Origin of the sequence: Paraburkholderia lebeckiae (genome assembly GCF_050436225.1) — a bacterium.
Classification (GTDB): Bacteria; Pseudomonadota; Gammaproteobacteria; order Burkholderiales; family Burkholderiaceae; genus Paraburkholderia; species Paraburkholderia tuberum.
In genome coordinates, this window is sequence record NZ_JBNDLU010000001.1 from 241,059 (window position 1) to 260,341 (window position 19,283).

General features: G+C 62.0%; 15 protein-coding genes and 2 pseudogenes. 12 read left to right on the forward strand and 5 right to left on the reverse strand.

The genetic code is table 11. The features are described 5' to 3' along the window. The first annotated feature begins 145 nt into the window (after window positions 1-145). Both OKW45_RS01075 and OKW45_RS01080 read left to right on the forward strand, forming a co-directional pair. On the forward strand, window positions 146-2,293 hold the full coding sequence (locus OKW45_RS01075; RefSeq protein ID WP_429465342.1) for a molybdopterin-containing oxidoreductase family protein: 2,148 nt from the start codon (window positions 146-148) through the stop codon (window positions 2,291-2,293). 140 nt (window positions 2,294-2,433) lie between these two features. Then, window positions 2,434-2,679: pseudogene (locus tag OKW45_RS01080) on the forward strand (LysR family transcriptional regulator); the annotation flags it as partial. A 206-nt stretch (window positions 2,680-2,885) separates the two neighbouring features. Here the strand turns inward: OKW45_RS01080 and OKW45_RS01085 are convergent. After that, window positions 2,886-3,578, reverse strand: coding sequence for a TetR/AcrR family transcriptional regulator (locus tag OKW45_RS01085; RefSeq protein WP_429465344.1), 693 nt, complete (start codon window positions 3,576-3,578; stop codon window positions 2,886-2,888). A gap of 409 nt (window positions 3,579-3,987) precedes the next feature. Between OKW45_RS01085 and OKW45_RS01090 the strand changes: the two genes are divergently transcribed. The 5 genes from OKW45_RS01090 (at window position 3,988) to hydA (ending at window position 11,152) form a co-directional block, all read left to right on the forward strand. Next, window positions 3,988-5,265, forward strand: coding sequence for a Zn-dependent hydrolase (locus tag OKW45_RS01090; protein WP_429465345.1), 1,278 nt, complete (start codon window positions 3,988-3,990; stop codon window positions 5,263-5,265). Between the two features lie 115 nt (window positions 5,266-5,380). After that, window positions 5,381-6,730 (forward strand): NAD(P)-dependent oxidoreductase, encoded by a 1,350-nt coding sequence (locus OKW45_RS01095; protein ID WP_429465347.1) that lies wholly within the window; start codon window positions 5,381-5,383, stop codon window positions 6,728-6,730. Between the two features lie 70 nt (window positions 6,731-6,800). Then, a complete protein-coding gene (gene preA / locus OKW45_RS01100; RefSeq protein ID WP_429465349.1) occupies window positions 6,801-8,111 on the forward strand; it encodes an NAD-dependent dihydropyrimidine dehydrogenase subunit PreA in 1,311 nt (436 codons plus the stop codon). A gap of 48 nt (window positions 8,112-8,159) precedes the next feature. Then, entirely contained in the window at window positions 8,160-9,671 is a 1,512-nt protein-coding gene (locus OKW45_RS01105; RefSeq protein WP_429465351.1) for an NCS1 family nucleobase:cation symporter-1, read from the forward strand. Between the two features lie 29 nt (window positions 9,672-9,700). Then, a complete protein-coding gene (gene hydA, locus OKW45_RS01110; RefSeq protein ID WP_018424468.1) occupies window positions 9,701-11,152 on the forward strand; it encodes a dihydropyrimidinase in 1,452 nt (483 codons plus the stop codon). Window positions 11,153-11,267: 115 nt separating this feature from the next. On the opposite strand, the gene OKW45_RS01115 is transcribed toward hydA, so the two are convergent. Beyond that, the gene (locus OKW45_RS01115) at window positions 11,268-11,927 is read right to left on the reverse strand and encodes a TetR/AcrR family transcriptional regulator (RefSeq protein WP_018424469.1); all 660 of its coding nucleotides are present in this window, start codon (window positions 11,925-11,927) and stop codon (window positions 11,268-11,270) included. A gap of 537 nt (window positions 11,928-12,464) precedes the next feature. Between OKW45_RS01115 and OKW45_RS01120 the strand changes: the two genes are divergently transcribed. After that, entirely contained in the window at window positions 12,465-12,704 is a 240-nt protein-coding gene (locus OKW45_RS01120; RefSeq protein ID WP_084754480.1) for a hypothetical protein, read from the forward strand. Window positions 12,705-13,148: 444 nt separating this feature from the next. Here the strand turns inward: OKW45_RS01120 and OKW45_RS01125 are convergent, their stop codons facing one another. Next, on the reverse strand, window positions 13,149-13,325 hold the full coding sequence (locus tag OKW45_RS01125; protein WP_429465353.1) for a hypothetical protein: 177 nt from the start codon (window positions 13,323-13,325) through the stop codon (window positions 13,149-13,151). A gap of 229 nt (window positions 13,326-13,554) precedes the next feature. Between OKW45_RS01125 and OKW45_RS01130 the strand changes: the two genes are divergently transcribed. Further along, on the forward strand, window positions 13,555-14,004 hold the full coding sequence (locus OKW45_RS01130) for a hypothetical protein (RefSeq protein ID WP_429465355.1): 450 nt from the start codon (window positions 13,555-13,557) through the stop codon (window positions 14,002-14,004). 372 nt (window positions 14,005-14,376) lie between these two features. Here OKW45_RS01130 and OKW45_RS01135 read toward each other — a convergent pair. Further along, window positions 14,377-14,457 (reverse strand): annotated as a pseudogene (locus tag OKW45_RS01135) (IS6 family transposase); the annotation flags it as partial. A 653-nt stretch (window positions 14,458-15,110) separates the two neighbouring features. Between OKW45_RS01135 and OKW45_RS01140 the strand changes: the two are divergent. The 3 genes from OKW45_RS01140 to OKW45_RS01150 all read left to right on the forward strand — a co-directional run bounded on the left by OKW45_RS01140 (window position 15,111) and on the right by OKW45_RS01150 (window position 18,109). Beyond that, window positions 15,111-15,851 (forward strand): ATP-binding cassette domain-containing protein, encoded by a 741-nt coding sequence (locus OKW45_RS01140; protein WP_429465357.1) that lies wholly within the window; start codon window positions 15,111-15,113, stop codon window positions 15,849-15,851. A gap of 56 nt (window positions 15,852-15,907) precedes the next feature. Then, window positions 15,908-16,903: an ABC transporter permease gene (locus OKW45_RS01145; RefSeq protein WP_018424474.1), complete on the forward strand. Its 996-nt coding sequence runs from the start codon at window positions 15,908-15,910 to the stop codon at window positions 16,901-16,903. 213 nt (window positions 16,904-17,116) lie between these two features. Beyond that, window positions 17,117-18,109, forward strand: coding sequence for a sugar-binding protein (locus tag OKW45_RS01150; protein ID WP_026226533.1), 993 nt, complete (start codon window positions 17,117-17,119; stop codon window positions 18,107-18,109). 203 nt (window positions 18,110-18,312) lie between these two features. Here the strand turns inward: OKW45_RS01150 and OKW45_RS01155 are convergent, their stop codons facing one another. Further along, a complete protein-coding gene (locus tag OKW45_RS01155) occupies window positions 18,313-19,053 on the reverse strand; it encodes a FadR/GntR family transcriptional regulator (protein ID WP_018424476.1) in 741 nt (246 codons plus the stop codon). Between the last annotated feature and the right edge of the window lie 230 nt (window positions 19,054-19,283).

The window sequence follows — 19,283 nt, forward strand, 5'->3', positions numbered from 1 at the left end:
TGGACGGCCGCAGTCTGGCGCCGATCTAACGCTAGTCGTATGCGGGTGCTCTGTCATCTCGCAGATATCCGGCTCGGCTTTGACCTTTACGCCGAAAGTTGTTGGTAGTTATGAGGCGTGGGCCACACTACAGGAGGAGCTCGCCGTGCCACGCGAAGCCGTCACCGCCTGCCGCATCTGCGCCGGCAACTGTTCACTGCGCTTGACCCTGGACGACGCCGGACGCGTCGTTGCTGCGCGCGGCGACCGCGACAATCCGCTCACGCGCGGCTACGCCTGCATCAAGGGCGCGTATCTGCATGAGGCGCATAACAGCGCCGAGCGGCTCCTGCACCCGCTCAAACGGCAGCCCGATGGCAGTTTCGTGCAGATGCCGCTTGATGTAATGCTGGCCGAGATCGCGGCGCAACTCCAGGCATTGATCGAGCGCCACGGCGCCGATGCGGTCGCAGCCTTTCGCGGCACCATGAACTACTCTAACCTCGCCGCCAATCATATGTTGCCCGCCTTCCTCGCGGCGCTGGGTTCGAATTCGTTTTTCTCTACAATGACCATCGACCAGTCGGCCAAATGGGTGGCATTTGAGCGACTGGGCGGCTGGGCTGCCGGCAAAGATCCGTACGCGCTCGCCGACGCGCTATTGTTTGTCGGCACCAATCCGCTGGTGTCGCTATCCACGTTCAACTTTGCATTGCAGAATCCGGTCAAGCAACTCCACGAAGCGAAGGAGCGCGGCCTGAAGCTGGTGGTGATCGATCCACGAGAGACAGAGACCGCCCGCCATGCCGATGTCTTCCTGCAGGTGCTGCCGGGCGAGGACCCGACCGTCCTGGCTGGCCTGCTGCGCATCATTCTGTGTCGCGGCTGGCACGATGCTGAATTCTGCGCGCGCTACGTCAAGGACCTGCGACGACTGGCGCGCGCGGTCGAGCCGTTCACGCCCGAATACGTCGCCCAGCGCGCCGGCGTAAGCATTGAAGGGCTCGAAGCCGCCGCTGCGGCCTTCGCGGAACCCGTCCGGGAGGCCGGCGGCCTGCGCCGCAAGCGCGGCTCGGCCGCGTCGGGAACCGGGCCCAACATGGCGCCGCACTCCAATCTGGCCGAGCATCTGGTCGAATGCCTCAACGTTGTTTGTGGCCGCTTCGCTCGCCCCGGCGACCCTGTACCGAATCCCGGCGTGGTCGCCCCACGCTACCAGCGCCGCGCCGGGGTGATTCCTCCACGCCGTTCCTGGGAATCCGGCTGGAAGAGCCGTGTCGGCGGCTATGGCATGCTGTTCGGCCAGAAGATGAGCGGTACGCTGGCCCAGGAAATCACTACGCCTGGCGCCGGCCAGATCCGCGCGCTGTTGGTCGACGGCGGCAATCCAGTCGATGCCGTGCCCGACCAGCGCCGCATCGCCGATGCGCTGCGCCAACTGCAACTGCTGGTATGCATCGAGCCATTCATGACTAACACTGCGCGGCTCGCGCACTATGTGATTCCACCGAAGCTGATGTTTGAGCGCGCCGACCTGCATTCGCGCGACTACGAGTCCTACATCATGTTCCAGCCTTACGCACAATACTCGGCCGCCGTGGCGACGCCGCCGGAGGGATCCGAAGTCGTGGACGACTGGTTCGTATTCTGGGATCTGGCGCGGCGCCTGGGCAAGACCATCATATTCGACGACGTTCCGCTCGATATGCGCGCAGCTCCGACCACCGACGAGCTGCTTGCGATCCTGGTTCGCCACGGTTCTATCTCATTCGACGAACTGAAGCTGTACCCACAAGGGAAAATCTACGAGATCGAACCGATGATCGTGCATCCCGGCGAGCCAGCGAATACCGCGCGCTTCGACGTGATGCCCGACGATGTCGAATGCGAACTGGCGGGCGTACTGAACCAAGCGGGGGCGCCGGCGGGGTTCACGCATCGCCTGGCGGTGCGGCGCGTGCGCGACGTGCAGAACACCATGTACCACCACCTGCCCGCGGTCCGCCGACGCATGCCGTTCAATCCGGCCTTCGTGCATCCCGATGACCTGGCTGCTCAAGGACTGACCGAAGGCCAGTGCGTGGCCATTGTTTCGCCGCACGGCCGCATTCGAGCTATCGTCAAAGCGGACCCGGCACTGCGCCGAGGCGTCGTATCCATTCCGCACGGCTGGGGACCGATGCCCGACGAGGAGCCCGAAACCTACGTCGGCGCCAATCCAAACCAGTTGCTCAGCACTACGGTTGGCCTTGATCCGATCAACGCCATGCCGGTAATGAGCGCGGTGCCTGTACGCATCGAAGCTGTAGACTGAATCGCAAGAGAGAACCCCCGGTTCGAATCGAACGGTTTGTTTTCGAGCACGACGATGCAGTTACCCGGCCGTCCTGCCTTGCCCGAAATCTGGCGAGCGAACGAAAGACACGACGCCACCACAACGTCCAGCAGCTCTGCGTGACGCTCGCGCATCCGATCGTCGCGCGCGACTACGCGGGGCCGGATATCGCGATTCGTCCGTTCGTGCCGGCCACGCGCTTTCAGACTTATTTGCCGTTCCCGCCGCATAGGCCGCGCGAGCGGCTTGCGTCGGCGTTCGTCGACGTCTTGCGCGGCTTACACGACGAACTGCTCGCCCAGGTACTGCCGCCGGCGCGCAATGCGGCTCCTCGCGGGCGGTTGAAGCAGCGGCCAAGGGCTTGAGACGATTACCCCAATATCGCGCGTATTAGATCAGCTCGACCACGCGGGCTTCGGCCACCGTTGCGCAGAGGTTTCCCGAGATGCAGTTGACCGAATATCAGCAGTCGAAAAGGCCGGTAGCCCGGCAGGCGACGGAACCTGATTGTCGAGCGCCGGTGGACGATTCGGATGAGCGGGCGGGGGCGTACAGCAGGCCCAACGGCTTGCTAGTTCTTCGAAGATGCAGACCGCGCTCCGCACGCGCGAATCACGAGTTGCACGACGTGTTCGGTGGCTGCATGGAAGGCCTTTTGCGATAGTGCCCGCTTGCCGCTGAGCGCGCGTATCTGCGCATCGAAATCCGCGTAGTGCTGCGTCGTGGCCCAGATCATGTACATCAGCGTTTGCGCATCCACGTTCGCGAGCAGGCCGCGCGCAACCCAGTCGTCGATGACGGTCACGCGCGTGTCGAGCCACGGCTTCACGCGTTGCGTGAGGATGTCCTGCATGTGTTCGGCGCCGTGAATGATTTCGTTTGCCCATACCTTCGATCCAAGCGGCCGCCGTCGGGACAACTCCATTTTCGCGCGCACATAGCCGCCGATCGCTTCGACAGGGTCGTCGCTCCCTTCGAACGTGTTTGCCGCGCGATGCCAGTCTTCGAACAGGTCTTCGAGCACGCGACGATAGAGCGCGAGCTTCGTCGGGAAGTAGTAATGGACGTTGGCTTTCGGTAAGCCCGCGCGTTCGGCGATCATCGCCGTGCTCGCGCCATCGAAGCCGCGCTCCGCAAACACGGCCTCCGCGCACGCCAGAAGGTGCGCTTCGTTGCTCTCGCGAATCTGGGCCTTGCGTCGCCGCAAAGGTGGTTCTGAATCGTCGTTATCCGTTTCGCTCAACATTGTGTCGTCGTGTTTCATCGTGGGCCTCGGTGCCGCGTCGCGCTTTATTCTAGCCGCTTGCGTCAGCGTCGACATAGCTGTTCGTGCCGCCTTGTCATGCGAGCAAAAAGACATGCTGCATCACAATGGCATGCTTCTCGCTCTCATCGGGAACTGTGTCGGCTCGCACAAAAGACGTTGATTTGATGATTTTAATCGGCTACAACCTGTCCAACCGGACAGGATTCGCAGCAGGCTTCATGGTCAGGGTTTACCAAGACTGTGATCCGACGTTGCAGGCATTTGCGCAACGCACGCCGCGGGTGCATCGATGCCCCAAAGCGAATCCCGATCGTGTAGCCGATGCACCAGTTTCACTTCGTCGCGAGGCAATGCAAGGCGTCTCGCGGTTGAACTGCAAGCGTGTTGATCGAGAGGAGCAAGACGAATGAATGCGGTATCCGAAGGGTTGAAACAGGGACTCGATACGTCGATCGCGGTCAACGGCAAACGGCTGTGGGATAGCCTCATGACGATGGCAAAGATCGGCGCGACGAAGAAGGGCGGCGTCTGCCGTCTCGCGCTCACCGATCTCGACAAGGAAGGGCGTGACCTCATCGTCAGTTGGGCGAAGGAGGCGCGCTGCACGGTGAGCGTCGATCAGATGGGCAATGTGTTCATGCGGCGCGCGGGCTCGAACCCGAATGCGCTGCCTGTGCTGACGGGCTCGCATGCGGACTCGCAACCGACGGGCGGCCGCTTCGACGGCATCTACGGCGTGCTCGGCGGGCTCGAAGTGATTCGCAGCCTCAACGACCGCAACATCGAAACCGAGCATCCGATCGAAGTCGTGATCTGGACCAACGAAGAAGGTTCGCGCTTTGCGCCCGCGATGGTGGCATCGGGCGTGTTCGCCGGTGTCTTTACGCTCGACTATGGGCTCTCGCGCAAGGACGTCGACGGCAAGACGATCGGCGAAGAGCTGGAGCGTATCGGCTATGCGGGCGACGTGCCGTGCGGCGGCCATCCACTGCACGCGGCGTTCGAATTGCATATCGAGCAGGGTCCGATACTCGAAGCCGAGCACAAGACGATTGGGGTCGTCACCGATGCGCAAGGTCAGCGCTGGTACGAAATCACGCTGACGGGCCAGGAAGCGCATGCGGGCCCGACGCCGATGCCGCGCCGCAAGGACGCATTGCTGGGCGCGGCGCGTGTCGTCGATCTCGTGAACCGTATTGGCCTGGAGCACGCGCCGCTTGCATGCGCGACGGTCGGCATGATGCAGGTCCACCCGAACTCGCGCAACGTGATTCCGGGCCGCGTGTTCTTCACGGTCGATTTCCGTCATCCGGACGATGCCGTGCTCGCGAAGATGGATGCCGCGTTGCGCGAGGGGGTCTCGAAGATTGCGGGCGGCATCGGCCTCGAAACACAGTTCGATCAGATCTTCTACTACGAGCCCGTCAAGTTCGACGCGGCATGTGTGAAGTCCGTGCGCGTCGCTGCCGAACGCTTCGGTTATTCACATCGCGACATGGTGTCGGGCGCGGGCCACGACGCCTGCTATCTCGCGCAAGTCGCGCCGACATCGATGGTGTTCGTGCCCTGTGTCGATGGGATCAGTCACAACGAAGTCGAAGACGCGACGCCCGAATGGATCGAAGCGGGCGCGAACGTATTGCTGCACGCGATGCTGGAGCGCGCTTGCGAGAGCGACTCTTAGGCGCGCGATGATGCTGTAGCGTTGCAACGCTTCACCCTTGAAACACGCCGTCCCGGCTTCGTTCGCACAAAGCCGGCGGGTACCGCTACGTCCTCATTTTGATGAAGGAACGTGTATGGCCATCAAGCAAACCGGCGACATCGCGGCGCACCGTCTGTCGTCCGAACAGCTTTCTTGCGAATTCGACGATATTGCGCCGCTGCTCGACCCGACGGCCGCCGCGGCGGCTGCGAGCCGCTGTCACTACTGCTACGACGCGCCATGTGTGCAGGCCTGTCCGACGCAGATCGACATTCCAGGCTTTATCCGCAAGATCGGCAATGGAAACCTGAAGGGCGCCGCCACCGATATTCTTTCCGCGAATCCATTGGGCGGCATGTGCTCGCGTGTGTGCCCGACGGAGATCCTTTGCGAAGGCGCCTGCGTGCGCAATCATCAGGACGCGCAGCCCGTGGCGATCGGCGCGTTGCAACGGCATGCGACGGACTGGGCGATGGGGCGCGAGGCTGTGCAGTTCGAACGCTCAACGGATAGCGGGCGTCACGTGGCCGTCGTCGGCGCGGGGCCGGCGGGGCTTGCGTGCGCGCATCGTCTGGCGGTGGCGGGTCATCGCGTGACGATCTACGACGCCCGCGATAAAGGCGGCGGCCTCAACGAATACGGAATCGCGGCATACAAGACCGTCGACGACTTCGCGCAACGGGAAGTGCAATGGCTGTTGTCAGTAGGCGGAATCGAGTTGAACACTGGCGTCGCACTCGGCCGCGATATCACGCTCGATACGTTGAGGCAGCAACACGATGCAGTGTTTCTTGCGGTCGGACTTGCTGGTGCGCGCGTCCTGGAACTCGAAGGCGAGTCGCTGGACGGCGTCATGAACGCCATCGATTTCATCGCGCAGGTGCGTCAGGCGAGAGACGTGTCGACCGTGCCCGTGGGACGCCGCGTGATTGTGATCGGCGGCGGCAATACGGCTGTCGATGCAGCCGTGCAAAGCCGCAAGCTCGGCGCCACGAGCGTGACCATGGTGTACCGGCGCGGCGTCGAATCGATGAGCGCGACATGGGCTGAGCGCGAGTTCGCGCAGAAGCAAGGCGTGACGCTCGTCACGCATGCAAAGCCGGTGCGATTGATCGGCAGCGATGGATCCGTGACAGGCGTCGAATTCGAACGCGCTGCAAATGGCCGCGGCACGGAGCGCTTCACAGTGGAGGCCGACATGGTGCTCAAAGCAATCGGTCAGACGCTGGTATCGATCGGACTCGATCACGAACTGTTGACGTTCGATCAAAGCCGCATTGCAGTCGATGCGGACATGCGTACGTCGTTGGACAAAGTTTGGGCAGGCGGCGATTGCGCGGCATCGGGCGGCCTTGATCTGACGGTGCAGGCCGTTCAGGACGGCAAGCTCGCGGCGGCATCGATCGATGCGGTTTTCGCGCTCGCCTCCGTGAAGGCGGCCTGAAAGCGCGAGATCGAAAGCAAACGCCAACGCACGCAACGCCACACGAAAACCGAACTCCACGGAGCCGAACATGGCCGATCTACGCTGCACGATTGCCGGCATCACATCGCCGAACCCCTTCTGGCTCGCTTCCGCGCCCCCGACCGACAAAGCCTATAACGTGAACCGTGCATTCGAAGCGGGCTGGGGCGGTGTCGTGTGGAAGACGCTCGGGCTCGATCCCCATGTGGTGAACGTCAGTTCGCGTTACGGCGCGGTGCAATGGAACGGCCAGCGCATCGCGGGTCTTAACAACATCGAACTGATCACCGACCGTCCGCTCGATGTCAATCTGCGCGAAATCAGGCAGGTCAAGCGCGACTGGCCCGAGCGCGCGTTGATCGTCTCGCTGATGGTGCCTTGCAATGAGCGCGACTGGAAATGGATTCTGCCGCTCGTCGAGGATACCGGCGCCGACGCTGTCGAACTGAACTTCGGTTGTCCTCATGGAATGAGCGAGCGCGGCATGGGTTCGGCTGTCGGCCAGGTTCCCGAGTATGTCGAGATGGTCACCCGCTGGGTGAAGGAAGGCACGAAGCTGCCGTGTCTGGTGAAGCTCACGCCGAACATCAGCGACATCCGCATCGGCTCGCGTGCCGCCTACAAGGGCGGCGCGGACGGTGTGTCGCTGATCAATACGATCAACTCGATCGTCGCGGTCGACCTCGACCAGATGGCGCCGATGCCGACCGTCGACGGAAAGGGCACGCACGGCGGCTATTGCGGCCCCGCCGTCAAGCCGATTGCGCTGAACATGGTCGCTGAAATCGCACGCGATCCGCAAACGCCGAATCTCCCGATATCGGGCATAGGCGGCATTTCGTCGTGGCGCGATGCGGCCGAGTTCATGGTGCTGGGCGCCGGTAGTGTGCAGGTGTGCACGGCAGCGATGCACTACGGCTTTCGCATCGTGTCCGATCTCGCGGACGGTCTGTCGAACTGGATGGACGAAAAAGGCTACGCGACGCTCGACGATATTCGCGGCCGCGCAGTGCCGAACGTCACCGAGTGGAAGTATCTGAACCTCAAGTACGACAGCAAGGCGCGCATCGATCAGGACAAGTGCATCCAGTGCGGCCTCTGTCATATCGCCTGCGAGGACACGTCGCACCAGGCGATCACGCGCGAGAAAGAGGGCAAGCGCCATTTCGAAGTGATCGATGCGGACTGCGTCGGGTGCAATCTTTGCATGCATGTGTGTCCGGTCGAGCAATGCATCACGATGGAGCGTGTCGATAGCGGCGAGTACGCGAACTGGACCACGCATCCGAACAATCCGGTGCATGTCGTCGCAGACGCACCAAAAACGGCTGATGCACAGCAAGCGGCCACGGCAGCCTGAAAAGCGGCAGCACCCACAGTCAACGAACGACCAAGTGGAGATCCATCGATGAATCAGACAGCGCAATCCACCGGCGCGTCCGATGCGACCGGCGCGCACGGCGGCAGTCTTTATAACGACGACCTCGCGCCCACGGGCCCGGCGCAACGCACATGGAGGTGGTATCACTTCGCCGCGCTGTGGGTTGGCATGGTGATGAACATCGCGTCGTACATGCTCGCGGCGGGCTTGACGGAGGCGGGCATGTCGCCGTGGCAGGCGGTGTTGACCGTGTTGCTCGGCAATTTGATCGTGCTGGCGCCGATGCTTCTGATCGGACACGCGGGCGCCAGGCACGGCATTCCGTACGCGGTGCTCGTGCGCTCGTCGTTCGGCACGCAGGGCGCGAAGCTGCCCGCGATGCTGCGCGCGATCGTCGCGTGCGGCTGGTATGGCATCCAGACGTGGCTCGGCGGCAGCGCGATCTATACGCTGCTCAATATCCTCACGGGTAATGCGCTGCATGGCGCGGCGCTGCCGTTCCTCGATATCTCGGTCGGACAGCTCGCGTGCTTCCTCGCGTTCTGGGCGTTGCAGATCTACTTCATCGTGCATGGCACCGATTCGATTCGCCGGCTCGAAAGCTGGTCCGCGCCGATCAAGGTCGTGATGTGCATTGCGCTGGTCTGGTGGGCGACGTCGAAAGCGGGCGGCTTCGGCTCGATGCTGTCAGCGCCCTCGCAGTTTGTACCGGGCGGCAAGAAGGAAGGGCTTTTCTGGGTGACGTTCTGGCCAAGCCTGACCGCGATGGTCGGCTTCTGGGCGACGCTCGCGCTGAATATCCCTGATTTCACGCGCTTTGCGAAGACGCAGCGCGATCAGATGGTCGGCCAGACGATCGGATTGCCCGTACCGATGGCGCTGCTTTCGGTGATCTCGGTCGTCGTTACGTCGGCCACCGTCGTGATCTATGGCAAGGCGATCTGGGACCCGATCGATCTGGCGAGCCGTATGACGGGTATCGGCGTCGGCGTCGCGCTCATCATCCTCACGCTCGACACGATGTGCTGCAATCTCGCCGCGAATCTCGTCGGCCCTGCATACGACTTTTCGAGTCTGTGGCCGAAGGGCATTTCGTATCGCACGGGCGGCTTCATGACGGCGAGCATTGCGATCGTGATGATGCCGTGGAAGATTCTCGCGACCACTCAGGGCTACATCTTCACCTGGCTCGTCGGCTATTCGGCGCTGCTTGGTCCTGTCGCCGGCATCCTGATGGTCGACTACTTCTTCATTCGCGGCACGCGGCTCGACCCGCGCGAACTGTTCGACGAGAACGGCGAATACAGCTATTCGGGCGGCTGGAACATGGCTGCCGTCGTCGCGCTAGTGATCGGCGTGCTGCCTAATTTGCCGGGCTTTTTGCACACGGCGTTCCCCGCATCGTTTCCGAACGTGCCAGGGTTTCTCAATACGCTCTACACGTATGCATGGTTCGTGGGACTGGCGCTTGCATCGATCGTCTACGGCACATGGATGAAGCTGCGCCGCAGTCAGGGCGCGAGCATGGCGAACGCGTGAACTTCGTGATCTGAAGGAGGAGGCAACAGATGACAACCCTGATTCGCGGCGGCACGGTGATCGATTCCGACCGCACGCACAGAGCCGATGTGTTGATCGCGGACCCGCAGGACGGCGGCACGATCCTGCAGATCGATCGCACGATCGAGCCGCCCGAGGGCGCGCAGGTCGTCGATGCGCACGACCAGTACGTCATGCCAGGCGGCATCGATCCGCACACGCACATGGAGCTGCCGTTCATGGGCACAACGGCTAGCGACGACTTCTATTCGGGCACGGCCGCGGGCCTGTCGGGTGGCACGACGAGCATTATCGACTTTGTGATCCCGAGCCCGAAGCAGCCGCTGATGGATGCGTTCAGGCAATGGCGTGGCTGGGCGGAAAAGGCATCGTCGGATTACGGCTTTCATGTGGCCGTGACGTGGTGGGACGACTCGGTCTATCGCGACATGGGCACGCTCGTGCACGAACATGGCGTGTCGAGCTTCAAGCACTTCATGGCCTACAAGAACGCGATCATGGCCGATGACGAAGTACTCGTGAACAGCTTCTCGCGATCGCTCGAACTCGGGGCGCTGCCAACGGTGCATGCGGAGAATGGCGAGCTCGTGTTCCAGTTGCAAAAGCAGCTATTGGCGAAGGGTTTCAAGGGGCCGGAAGCGCATCCGCTGTCGCGTCCGCCCGAAGTGGAAGGCGAGGCGGCCAATCGCGCGATTCGCATTGCGCAGGTGCTCGGCGTGCCCGTGTACATCGTGCACGTTTCGGCAAAAGAAGCCGTCGAAGCGATTTCGCGCGCGCGCAATGAAGGGCAGCGCGTGTTCGGCGAGGTGCTGCCGGGGCATCTGGTGATCGATGAATCTGTGTATCGCGACCCTGACTGGACGCGCGCTGCCGCGCATGTGATGAGCCCGCCGTTTCGCACGAGCGAGCATCGCGAGGCGCTGTGGCGCGGCCTGCAATCAGGTCAGTTGCATACGACAGCCACCGACCACTGCGTGTTCTGCGCATCGCAAAAGGCGATGGGACGCGAGGACTTCACGAAGATCCCGAACGGCTGCGGCGGCGTCGAAGACCGGATGTCGGTGCTATGGCACGAGGGGGTGAATCGCGGACGCATCACGCCGAATGAGTTTGTGCGCATCACGTCGACGAATGCCGCGCAGATCTTCAATCTGTATCCGCGCAAAGGGGCCGTGCAGGTGGGCGCGGACGCGGATCTCGTCGTTTGGGATCCGGCTGCGACGAAGACGATCTCGGTGAAAACGCATCATCAGAAGGTCGACTTCAACGTCTTCGAAGGGATGAAGGTGCAGGGCGTCGCGATGCACACGTTCACGCGCGGCGCGCATGCGTGGGCGGACGGTGATCTGCGCGCGCAGCGTGGCGCAGGGCAATACCTGAAGCGGCCGCCGAACGCTGCCTACTACGACGCGGTGCGTGTCGCGAACAAGCTGAAGGAGCCGCATCCCGTCGAACGCTGAGGTACTGCGGCTTTTGTTCGCGACGCTGCGCTTTCGTTGGTTTCTTGCCTGACCGGCGACGTTCGCCGGTCCGACGACTTGAGCAGGTGTTTCGAACAGTCGAAGTTGAGCGCGCTTATTGAGGCGCTTTACTCAGCGCTTTCCAAACGACTTTTGCGGCGGTCCGAAATGCGTCCAGATCAGGCGCGTTATCTCCGGCTCGACGGATAAAAACGACCAGGCCTTGCAAGTGCGAGACGAGCAAAGCACCTCGGAGCGCGCATTCCCCAGACGTCAGCGCCGGGTTTATTTTCGCAACAAGACCCGCAAAGATTTCCTGGAATTCTCCCGTGATTTCCGCCGTCAAATCGCGCGCAAAATCCTCATGCTCGGCCAAACTCCACGATTCGAGGGCGAAGGCGCTCGTGCTGGTGCCAGGCCGCGTTAGTGCAGCAAACGCCTCGTCGATGATCGCATCGAGGCGGGCTTCCGGCGATCGAAGCTTATCCCTGGCGAGCGTTCGATAAAGCTCGAGGTAGCGGTTGGCCATCGCTCTCAACGTGGCTCGCAACAGGTCTTCCCGGGTACCGAAATAGTGCTGCAAGGTGCTCAGGCGAATACCCGCATCGCTCGCCACACGGCGTTGGGTGAACCCTGCGTTACCTTCGGTAGCGAAAACGCTGATCGCGACCTGGAGGATCTCCGGCACGCGCGTTGTTCTGTTGCCTCGCCGCTTGGGCTCGGCTGGCGCGCTCGAGCCTAGCATTTCCGCCGATGTGATCGTCATTTCTTTCATCTGCGCCCAACTCCTCAGTGACGGGTTATCTCCGCAGGACAGTTCGTTCCGGCCGCCGAAATGGCGCGCCAGACTCGGCTCGCGCCTGGCTCAAGAGGTGATTCCTCAGTCAGTGTCTCCGTGCCGCCGGGCGGCCGAAGCAGCCATCCCTTTTTGTCATCCGACCTATGTATGGTAGGTCAAGAAACCAATTAAACACAGTTAACATACTCCCAATCACGGGCTTAACGATCAATTGCTTGGGTCTCACCCATCGAGCGGTCGCTAAATCCTCGTACTTATTGGTATTTCTCCCCGCCTTACCGGTCTTGATTATTGGTCTATCGACCACTAGTATTTGGTCATAAGACCTATTTCAGCGGGTCTGTTGCTGAATGCGTCGAGGCAAGTTCGCGACCTGATCTATCAGCACGAAGCGCGCGCCGGCGACGAATCCGCGGCCGACTTGCACACCGAGTTCCCCGAGGACGGGGCGGCGTGACGGCGCACGGCAAGGGGCGCGGCCGATCAACGGCCATGGGGTTGAAGGAGCAGCAGATGAACACCGATCAGAAGTCCTTGCGATGGTTGATTGACAAATGGCTGGCGCCCACGCCGGCTATGCCGGTCCGCCTGACGCGATACGGTCGTGCAAACTCGAGCCAGAGACGCTGCGTGCGCGTGGAGTCGTTGCGAACGAGCGGCTCGCTGGCCATTTTCTTCTTCCGGCACGATGACGGATCGTGGCGCGTGTTCCCGCCCGCGTCCAGACGGCCAGTGATGCATGCCTACCCATGAACAGGATAGACAGACCTGGCACGTCAGCACGGGAAATCTGGCCCGCCTGGCCGGCCGTGTGATAACACGGCCGGGCTCGCATTTTTAGTACAAGCCGCGGTTTCGCGTTACCGATGTCTGGAATCGCCCGGCCTTAAATGCTGCCTGGTGCTCGCCATACTGTGCGGATGGCGAGCGCCAAGGAGATCCTGCCTCGGAGGGGACTGCGATGAAACGGCGTGCGGGAGGTGTTGAAGTAGTGGGCGCGCGGTGGGCGTTGTGAGGGTCCTGGCTGTCGCATGGCGAGCTTGGGACCTGTCCAATGAGCAGGTATTCAAAGCGCACTGCGCTTATCACGCATGGAACTGCATGTTTATCGTCCCGTTCCGGGCTGGGCACTTCCCTATGTTCCCAGGAGCTCATCGAGACGGTCTTGCTGGATGCCGGGAGGTCCGCGATGCGCGCTTACCGGCTTGCGGCGTGAGCGACGGGTCGATAGTCGGGCGATCTGAGGAGAACGCAATGAACATCCTGGAACTGGCGGGGAATGCCGGAATGCTGGTCGTACTTGATGGCAGGATCGGTTGCACCGACTACCGAAGCGTCCATGGAACCCTGGATGCGTTTCAGCGTTTTGTTCATGCGTTGGAGTCGGCATTGGCGAATGGTGAGGAACCCGATTGGTCTCGGTGTCCGCGAGGAGGCCCGTGCGCCGAGTCTTCGTCATCTTGAAGACATGGTGCCGGAGTGCCACCAGGGAGGCCCTCACGCTGACCTGGAATGCGCTTATGAGCGCTGGCCATGAAACCGGAGCGGGTGCAGGACATGCCGGTCCCGGACCGTGAGCAAGCTCGATTGAGTGGAGTGACTGATGAAGGTTTCCGCAATCTACATCTGGGTAACGGTGCTTCCTGCAATCGCCGCGGGGTTCCCTTCGGGCTCGTCCTACGCCCACGCGCTCGATTCGCAACTCGACTGTAGTTCGAACGCACACGCGTTCATCGCCCCGCTGCTAAAGAGCCGGTATATCGATCCGAATCCGATGCGCGTCGAAGCAAACTCGGTCAACGCCTTTCGACCGGCGCACGGCAGCAAGTTGACGGCATTTGGCTTTCCCGTCTACGCCGTCCTCGGGTATGAACACGACGATGCACTGTTCAAACGCGGAGATGGCCGGCCCGTCACGGACTCAGCCTATGGCGTGGTAGTAATCGGCCCCACCGAGTCAGTAGAAGCGCACGCGCGCCAGACCGGCAGCGGCGCTGTCATTCATCAAGTTGTCCCCCTCTTGCTAACGGCCATTTTCTGCAGCGGACCGTGACGCGCTCAGCGGTGCCGTCATGCATGCAGTGGTTGGCGTTGTTACATGAGTGTTTGCGTCGCAGTCGCGCGATCAACGGGTCTTTCGGCGTTGTCAACTTGACGTGGACCGTGTGAGTTCTGCCGGTAACCTATGGCATCCTCATTAACGTTCACGGTTGGCGGCTTCGACAATTGTCCGCCGCTGCCAGGCGGTGAGTCGCGCCTCAAGTTCGTTGCGATGGCACGATGCTTCTGACGGATCGGTCCGAACGCAACGCCTGCGTGCGCTGCGGGATGCGGAATCCTTTCATGCGTGTGAAACAGGGATTTTGCTTTGTTCATCCAGACATTTTTCCCGAGCGCCTTCTCAACCTGACAGCGACGTCTCGGCAGCACCACTCTTGTCGATGGTTACGGCTTCGGGCGCGCCATTCTGATCGATGGCCTTCTCGAAGTACCGTCGGGCGGCGACTGGCTTCTGGGGAGCGCATGCATGTTCGCTCGGGTTGATCCCGCGGGACAACTGCGAAGAAGTTGTGGACGCGAGGGACCTTGATCCAGACGGGGTTTGCCTGGACCGCGTGCAACTGCATCGGGCCGGTTACGCATGCATAGCATTCCATTCGACCGGACCGCCTATCGCGTCCGGTCAACTGCACGTTGGATCCCGCGAATACGGAGCGCATGAACCAAGGTGGGAACATCTGTTTTGCACTCCGGCAAGATCATTGAGTGTTACGTCGCGCGCAGAATGAGCGGTAATGGAAGAGGTCGTGGCGTAACCAGCCTGGACGAGGTTTTTTCGACTACCGCGCGCAGCGCGAGACATCAGGGTTAGCAGGATCGCCGGGGACGCTCTGATATCGTGCGATGTTTCTCGGGCGTCGTACAAACACAAGGAACCGAGCCGCCATGAATCGCATTGTATTTGTCTTTTTCTGCCTCGAACAACATCGTCGCGCGATTGAGTCGTCTTTCCAACGGGCAGACGGCGCAATGCACCCCGTCATAAAGAGGCTTGCTAAAAACCGCATCGTGCACTAAAAAACATCTACTTGCTTCGCATGTCTACTGGCCGCCCGGCCAATGTAATGGGCGCCTCCACCCCAGCGAGCGCGACAGTCCATGAGTCTTCTTGAGCTCAGAGGCGTTTCCAGACATTTCGGCGCCATTCAGGCCCTGATCGACGTAACGCTCAGTCTGGAGCCAGGTCAGGTGGTCGGGCTCATGGGCGATAACGGGGCTGGGAAATCGACGTTGGTGAAGGTCGTCGCCGGCAACTTTCCGCCTTCGCACGGCGAAATCCTCATCGATGGAAGGCCCGCGCATTTCAACAAGCCGGTCGACGCGCGCGCTCGCGGCATCGAGGTCGTCTATCAGGATCTCGCGCTTTGCGACAACCTGACAGCGGCCGCCAATGTCTTTCTTGGCCGCGAACTGCGGGTCGGGTTCGGGCCCATCCGCGTGCTCGATCACGCGACCATGTATCGGCGCGCCGGTGAACTGTTCAAGGCACTGAAGTCCGAGACGCGCCCGCGCGACCTCGTCCGGCAAATGTCCGGGGGGCAGCGGCAAGCCGTGGCCATCGCCCGCACGCGCCTCTCGGAAGCGCGGCTCGTCCTCATGGACGAGCCGACCGCCTCGATCAGTGTCCGCCAGGTCGCCGAGGTGCTCGATCTCATCAAACGCCTGTCCGAACACGGTATTGCGGTCATCCTCATCAGCCACCGCATGCCTGACGTATTCGCCGTCGCCCACCGCGTGGTCGTCATGCGGCGCGGGCGCAAGGTCGCGGACAAGAAGACCGAAGAGTCCTCCCCGGAAGAAGTGACCGGTCTCATCACTGGAGCCATCGCCGCCGCCTGAACCTGCCTCGCACGGGAGACCCAATGTTGAAGGACGCACCGCGAAGGCCCCCTCCAATGCCAACATTGCTCGATGATCCGCAGTCCGCGAGGACGCATACCCGCTGGTCGGGACTGCTTGCAAGCCAGGTGTTCTGGGTCGTGCTGGCAACGACCGTCGCCTGCCTCGTCCTTTCTTTTGCGACCTCGACCTTCGCGACCTCCGAGAACCTTTTCAATGTCACGCGAAACTTTGCGTTCGTCGCCATCGTCGCGCTCGGCATGATGGCGGTAATCGTCACGGGCGGCATCGATATTTCGGTCGGCTCGACGATTGGCATCAGCGGCATCGTGCTCTCGGTCGTCATGAACGCGGGCTACCCGATCTGGGCCGGCATCGGCATGGGGCTCCTGACCGCGGGGCTCGTCGGTCTCGTCAACGGCGTGCTCATCGCGTATCTCGGCATGCAGCCTTTCGTCGTGACGCTCGCCATGCTGAGCGTCGGCCGCAGCCTCGCGCTCGTGATTTCCCGCAGCCGGACCATTTTCGATTTCGGTCCCGATGGCAGCAAGCTCCTTGCGCTCGGCGGCGGCGCGACGCTCGGTGTCGCCAACCCGGTGTGGTTCCTGATCCTGCTTGCGCTGCTGTTCTGGTTCGCGTTCGGCTGGACGCGCTGGGGCCGCTACGTCTTCGCGATCGGCGGCAACCGCCATGCGGCGAATCTGACCGGAGTGCCGGTGCGCCGCATCGTCTGCTCCGTCTATATGCTTTGCGGCCTCATGGCGGGCGTCGCGGCGATTCTCGAAGTCGGCTGGCTAGGCGCGGTGACGACAGGCCTCGGCACCGGCGATGAACTGCGCGTGATCGCTGCCACCGTGGTCGGCGGAACCAATCTGGCCGGCGGGGTAGGCAGTGCCTTCGGAACTGTCGTCGGCGCGGCGCTCATCGAAGTCATCCGCAACAGCCTGATCCTGCTCGGCGTCGACGCGTTCTGGCAGGGCACGGTGGTCGGCACCTTTATCATTGTCGCGGTGCTCTTTAACCGGCTCGGCGGCGAGCGGCAAGGAGATTGAAATGTCTTCGGATGCACCGGCCGCATCGCGGCAGGTGCCGCAGGAGGCGGGCGCGGCCGGATCAGACGCGGAACTGGCGGACGCACGGATTCACAAGACCGCAAGATTCCGCTCAAAGGCCGAAGCCCGATTCCGGGCCTGCCGTGGGAAACGTTGTGAAACTGGGTGGGCAGACATGGGCACCGTAGAGCCGGCGCCGAACAGGAGGAAACCATGAAGAATCTATGGATGTGTCTTGCTGTGGCTGGAGGACTCGCAATGCTGGCGTCTCCAGGCTTCGCGGCGGACAAAACCCTCGCGCTGGTGGTCAAGGGTCTCGACAACCCGTACTTCGACCTCATGCATCAGGGATGCGAACGGGCGAACAAGGAACTCAACAAGCAAGGCTACAACTGTTACTACACCGGCCCCGCGACCGCTGCGGACGAGAGCGCGCAGGTGCAGATCATCGACGATCTGCTGACCAAGGGCGTCGCGAGCATGGCAATCTCGCCTGCGAACGCGCCGGCCGTGGGGGAGGTGTTGCGCCGCCGCGGCGGATCGATCCCCGTCATCACAGCGGATGCCGATCTGTTGCCGAAGGATGCCTCGCTGCGCAAGGCCTACGTCGGCACCGACAACTACGAGCTGGGCGCCAAGCTCGGCGAGCAGTTGAAGATGCTGATGCCGAAGGGCGGCAATGTCTGCCTCGTGATGGGCAATCCGGCGGCGGAGAACATCAACCAGCGGGCCCAGGGCGCGCGCGACGTGCTCTCCGGGAAGAAGGGCATCTCGAAGCTCGCTGGCGAGAACGGCTGGCATGAGATCAGTGGCTGCCCGCTCTACGTGAACGACGACGCCGCCAAGGCGAACCAGATGATGCAGGACACGCTGACCGCCAACCCCACGGGTCTCGACGCCTTTCTGCTGGCGGGCGGCTGGCCGCTCTTTGCGCCGCAGGCCTTTTCGCAGGTCGTCGCGCCGATCATGGACAAGATCAAGAACGGCAAGTTCGTGATTGTCTCGGCGGATACGCTCGGGCCCGAATTGCAGGCGCTCAAGGAACGTAAGGTGAATGTGCTCGTCGGCCAGCGGCCCGAAGAAATGGGCTACCGCGCCGCGATGGTCATGCGTGACCTCGCGCAAGGCAAGTCGGTGCCTCCGGTCATCCACACAGGACTCGACGTCTGCACATGGAAGAACGCCGACACTTGCCTGAAGCATTGAAGGTCCGGCGTCCCACGTGATCACGATGACGCGCCACCGCGAAACTCGCTAAGAGCGTCGTGTGCGTCCGGGCGTTACGCCGCTCCCCGCCGGGTGCGCCGGGGACTGCCCGGCGGCATGGGCGCCACCCGTCATCGGCGCAATTGACGATGCGTGGCGACGCTTCTCGCGACATGCCCGCTCAAAGTGGTTCGATTCGCAACTCAACCTAGTCGCGCGCGGGTAACTTTACCGTCCGCATCGGTGGGCGCGACCTTCCTGATGTCACTCCCGACCCAGCGCACTTCAGAAGATTTCAGATGCGATCGCATCGCCGCTTCTGCAGCAATAGGGTCACCTGCTTCCAGCGCATGCAGGACTTTTTCGTGCTCCTCGACCGCAGCCATCCATGTGGCCGTATTTTCCGCGAGTTCGCTAATCCTCGCCCCGATCGGATCACGCCTCGCGTCAAACAGATCGGCCACATATCGGCTCAACACCGTATTGCCGGCCGCTTCCGCGATGATCAGGTGGAACTGCCGGTCCGGTTCCAGAGGAGATTTGCCGGCGGAGGCGAGGCGATGCATCGCCTCCACGCTGCGCCGCAACCGGTCCAGAAAGCCGGCTGTGAGCCGCGTGCTGGCGAGCACGACGAGGCTGCCTTCGATCACGGCCCGCGCCTGCATGATTTCCGTCGGACTTTCGCCTAGCACAGCCAGTGACCCTTCACTTTCGTTTGCGGTTTCGCGCACATAGACGCCCGAACCCATACGGGTCTCGACGCTGCCGCCGATTTCCAGGGCGATCAACGCCTCGCGCAGAGATGGGCGCGAAACACCCAGTTGCTGCGACAACTCGCGCTCGGCCGGCAGTCTCGAACCCGGAGGGAAATCGCCTCCGTGGATGAGGCCGCGAATCTGGTCGGCGACTAATTGGTAAAGCCGCTTTGGCTCAGTCTGTTTCATTTTGCTGCCGGAAGGAAAAAATGGCCCGGTCATCCCTCGACCGGCGATCAAGTCTACCATGCAAGCCCGGCAAGGCTTTGCGCACATTCGGTAGGAACGATACGGGTTTGTACCTGGTAAGGCCAATATCGACAGAATACAAATTGGCTTGACCAAGCGCGCGATTTATTTTCTAATCTGCGTCAGATTGGCCTGACCAACAATAGCGCCGTAGATCAAAGAAGGAGACA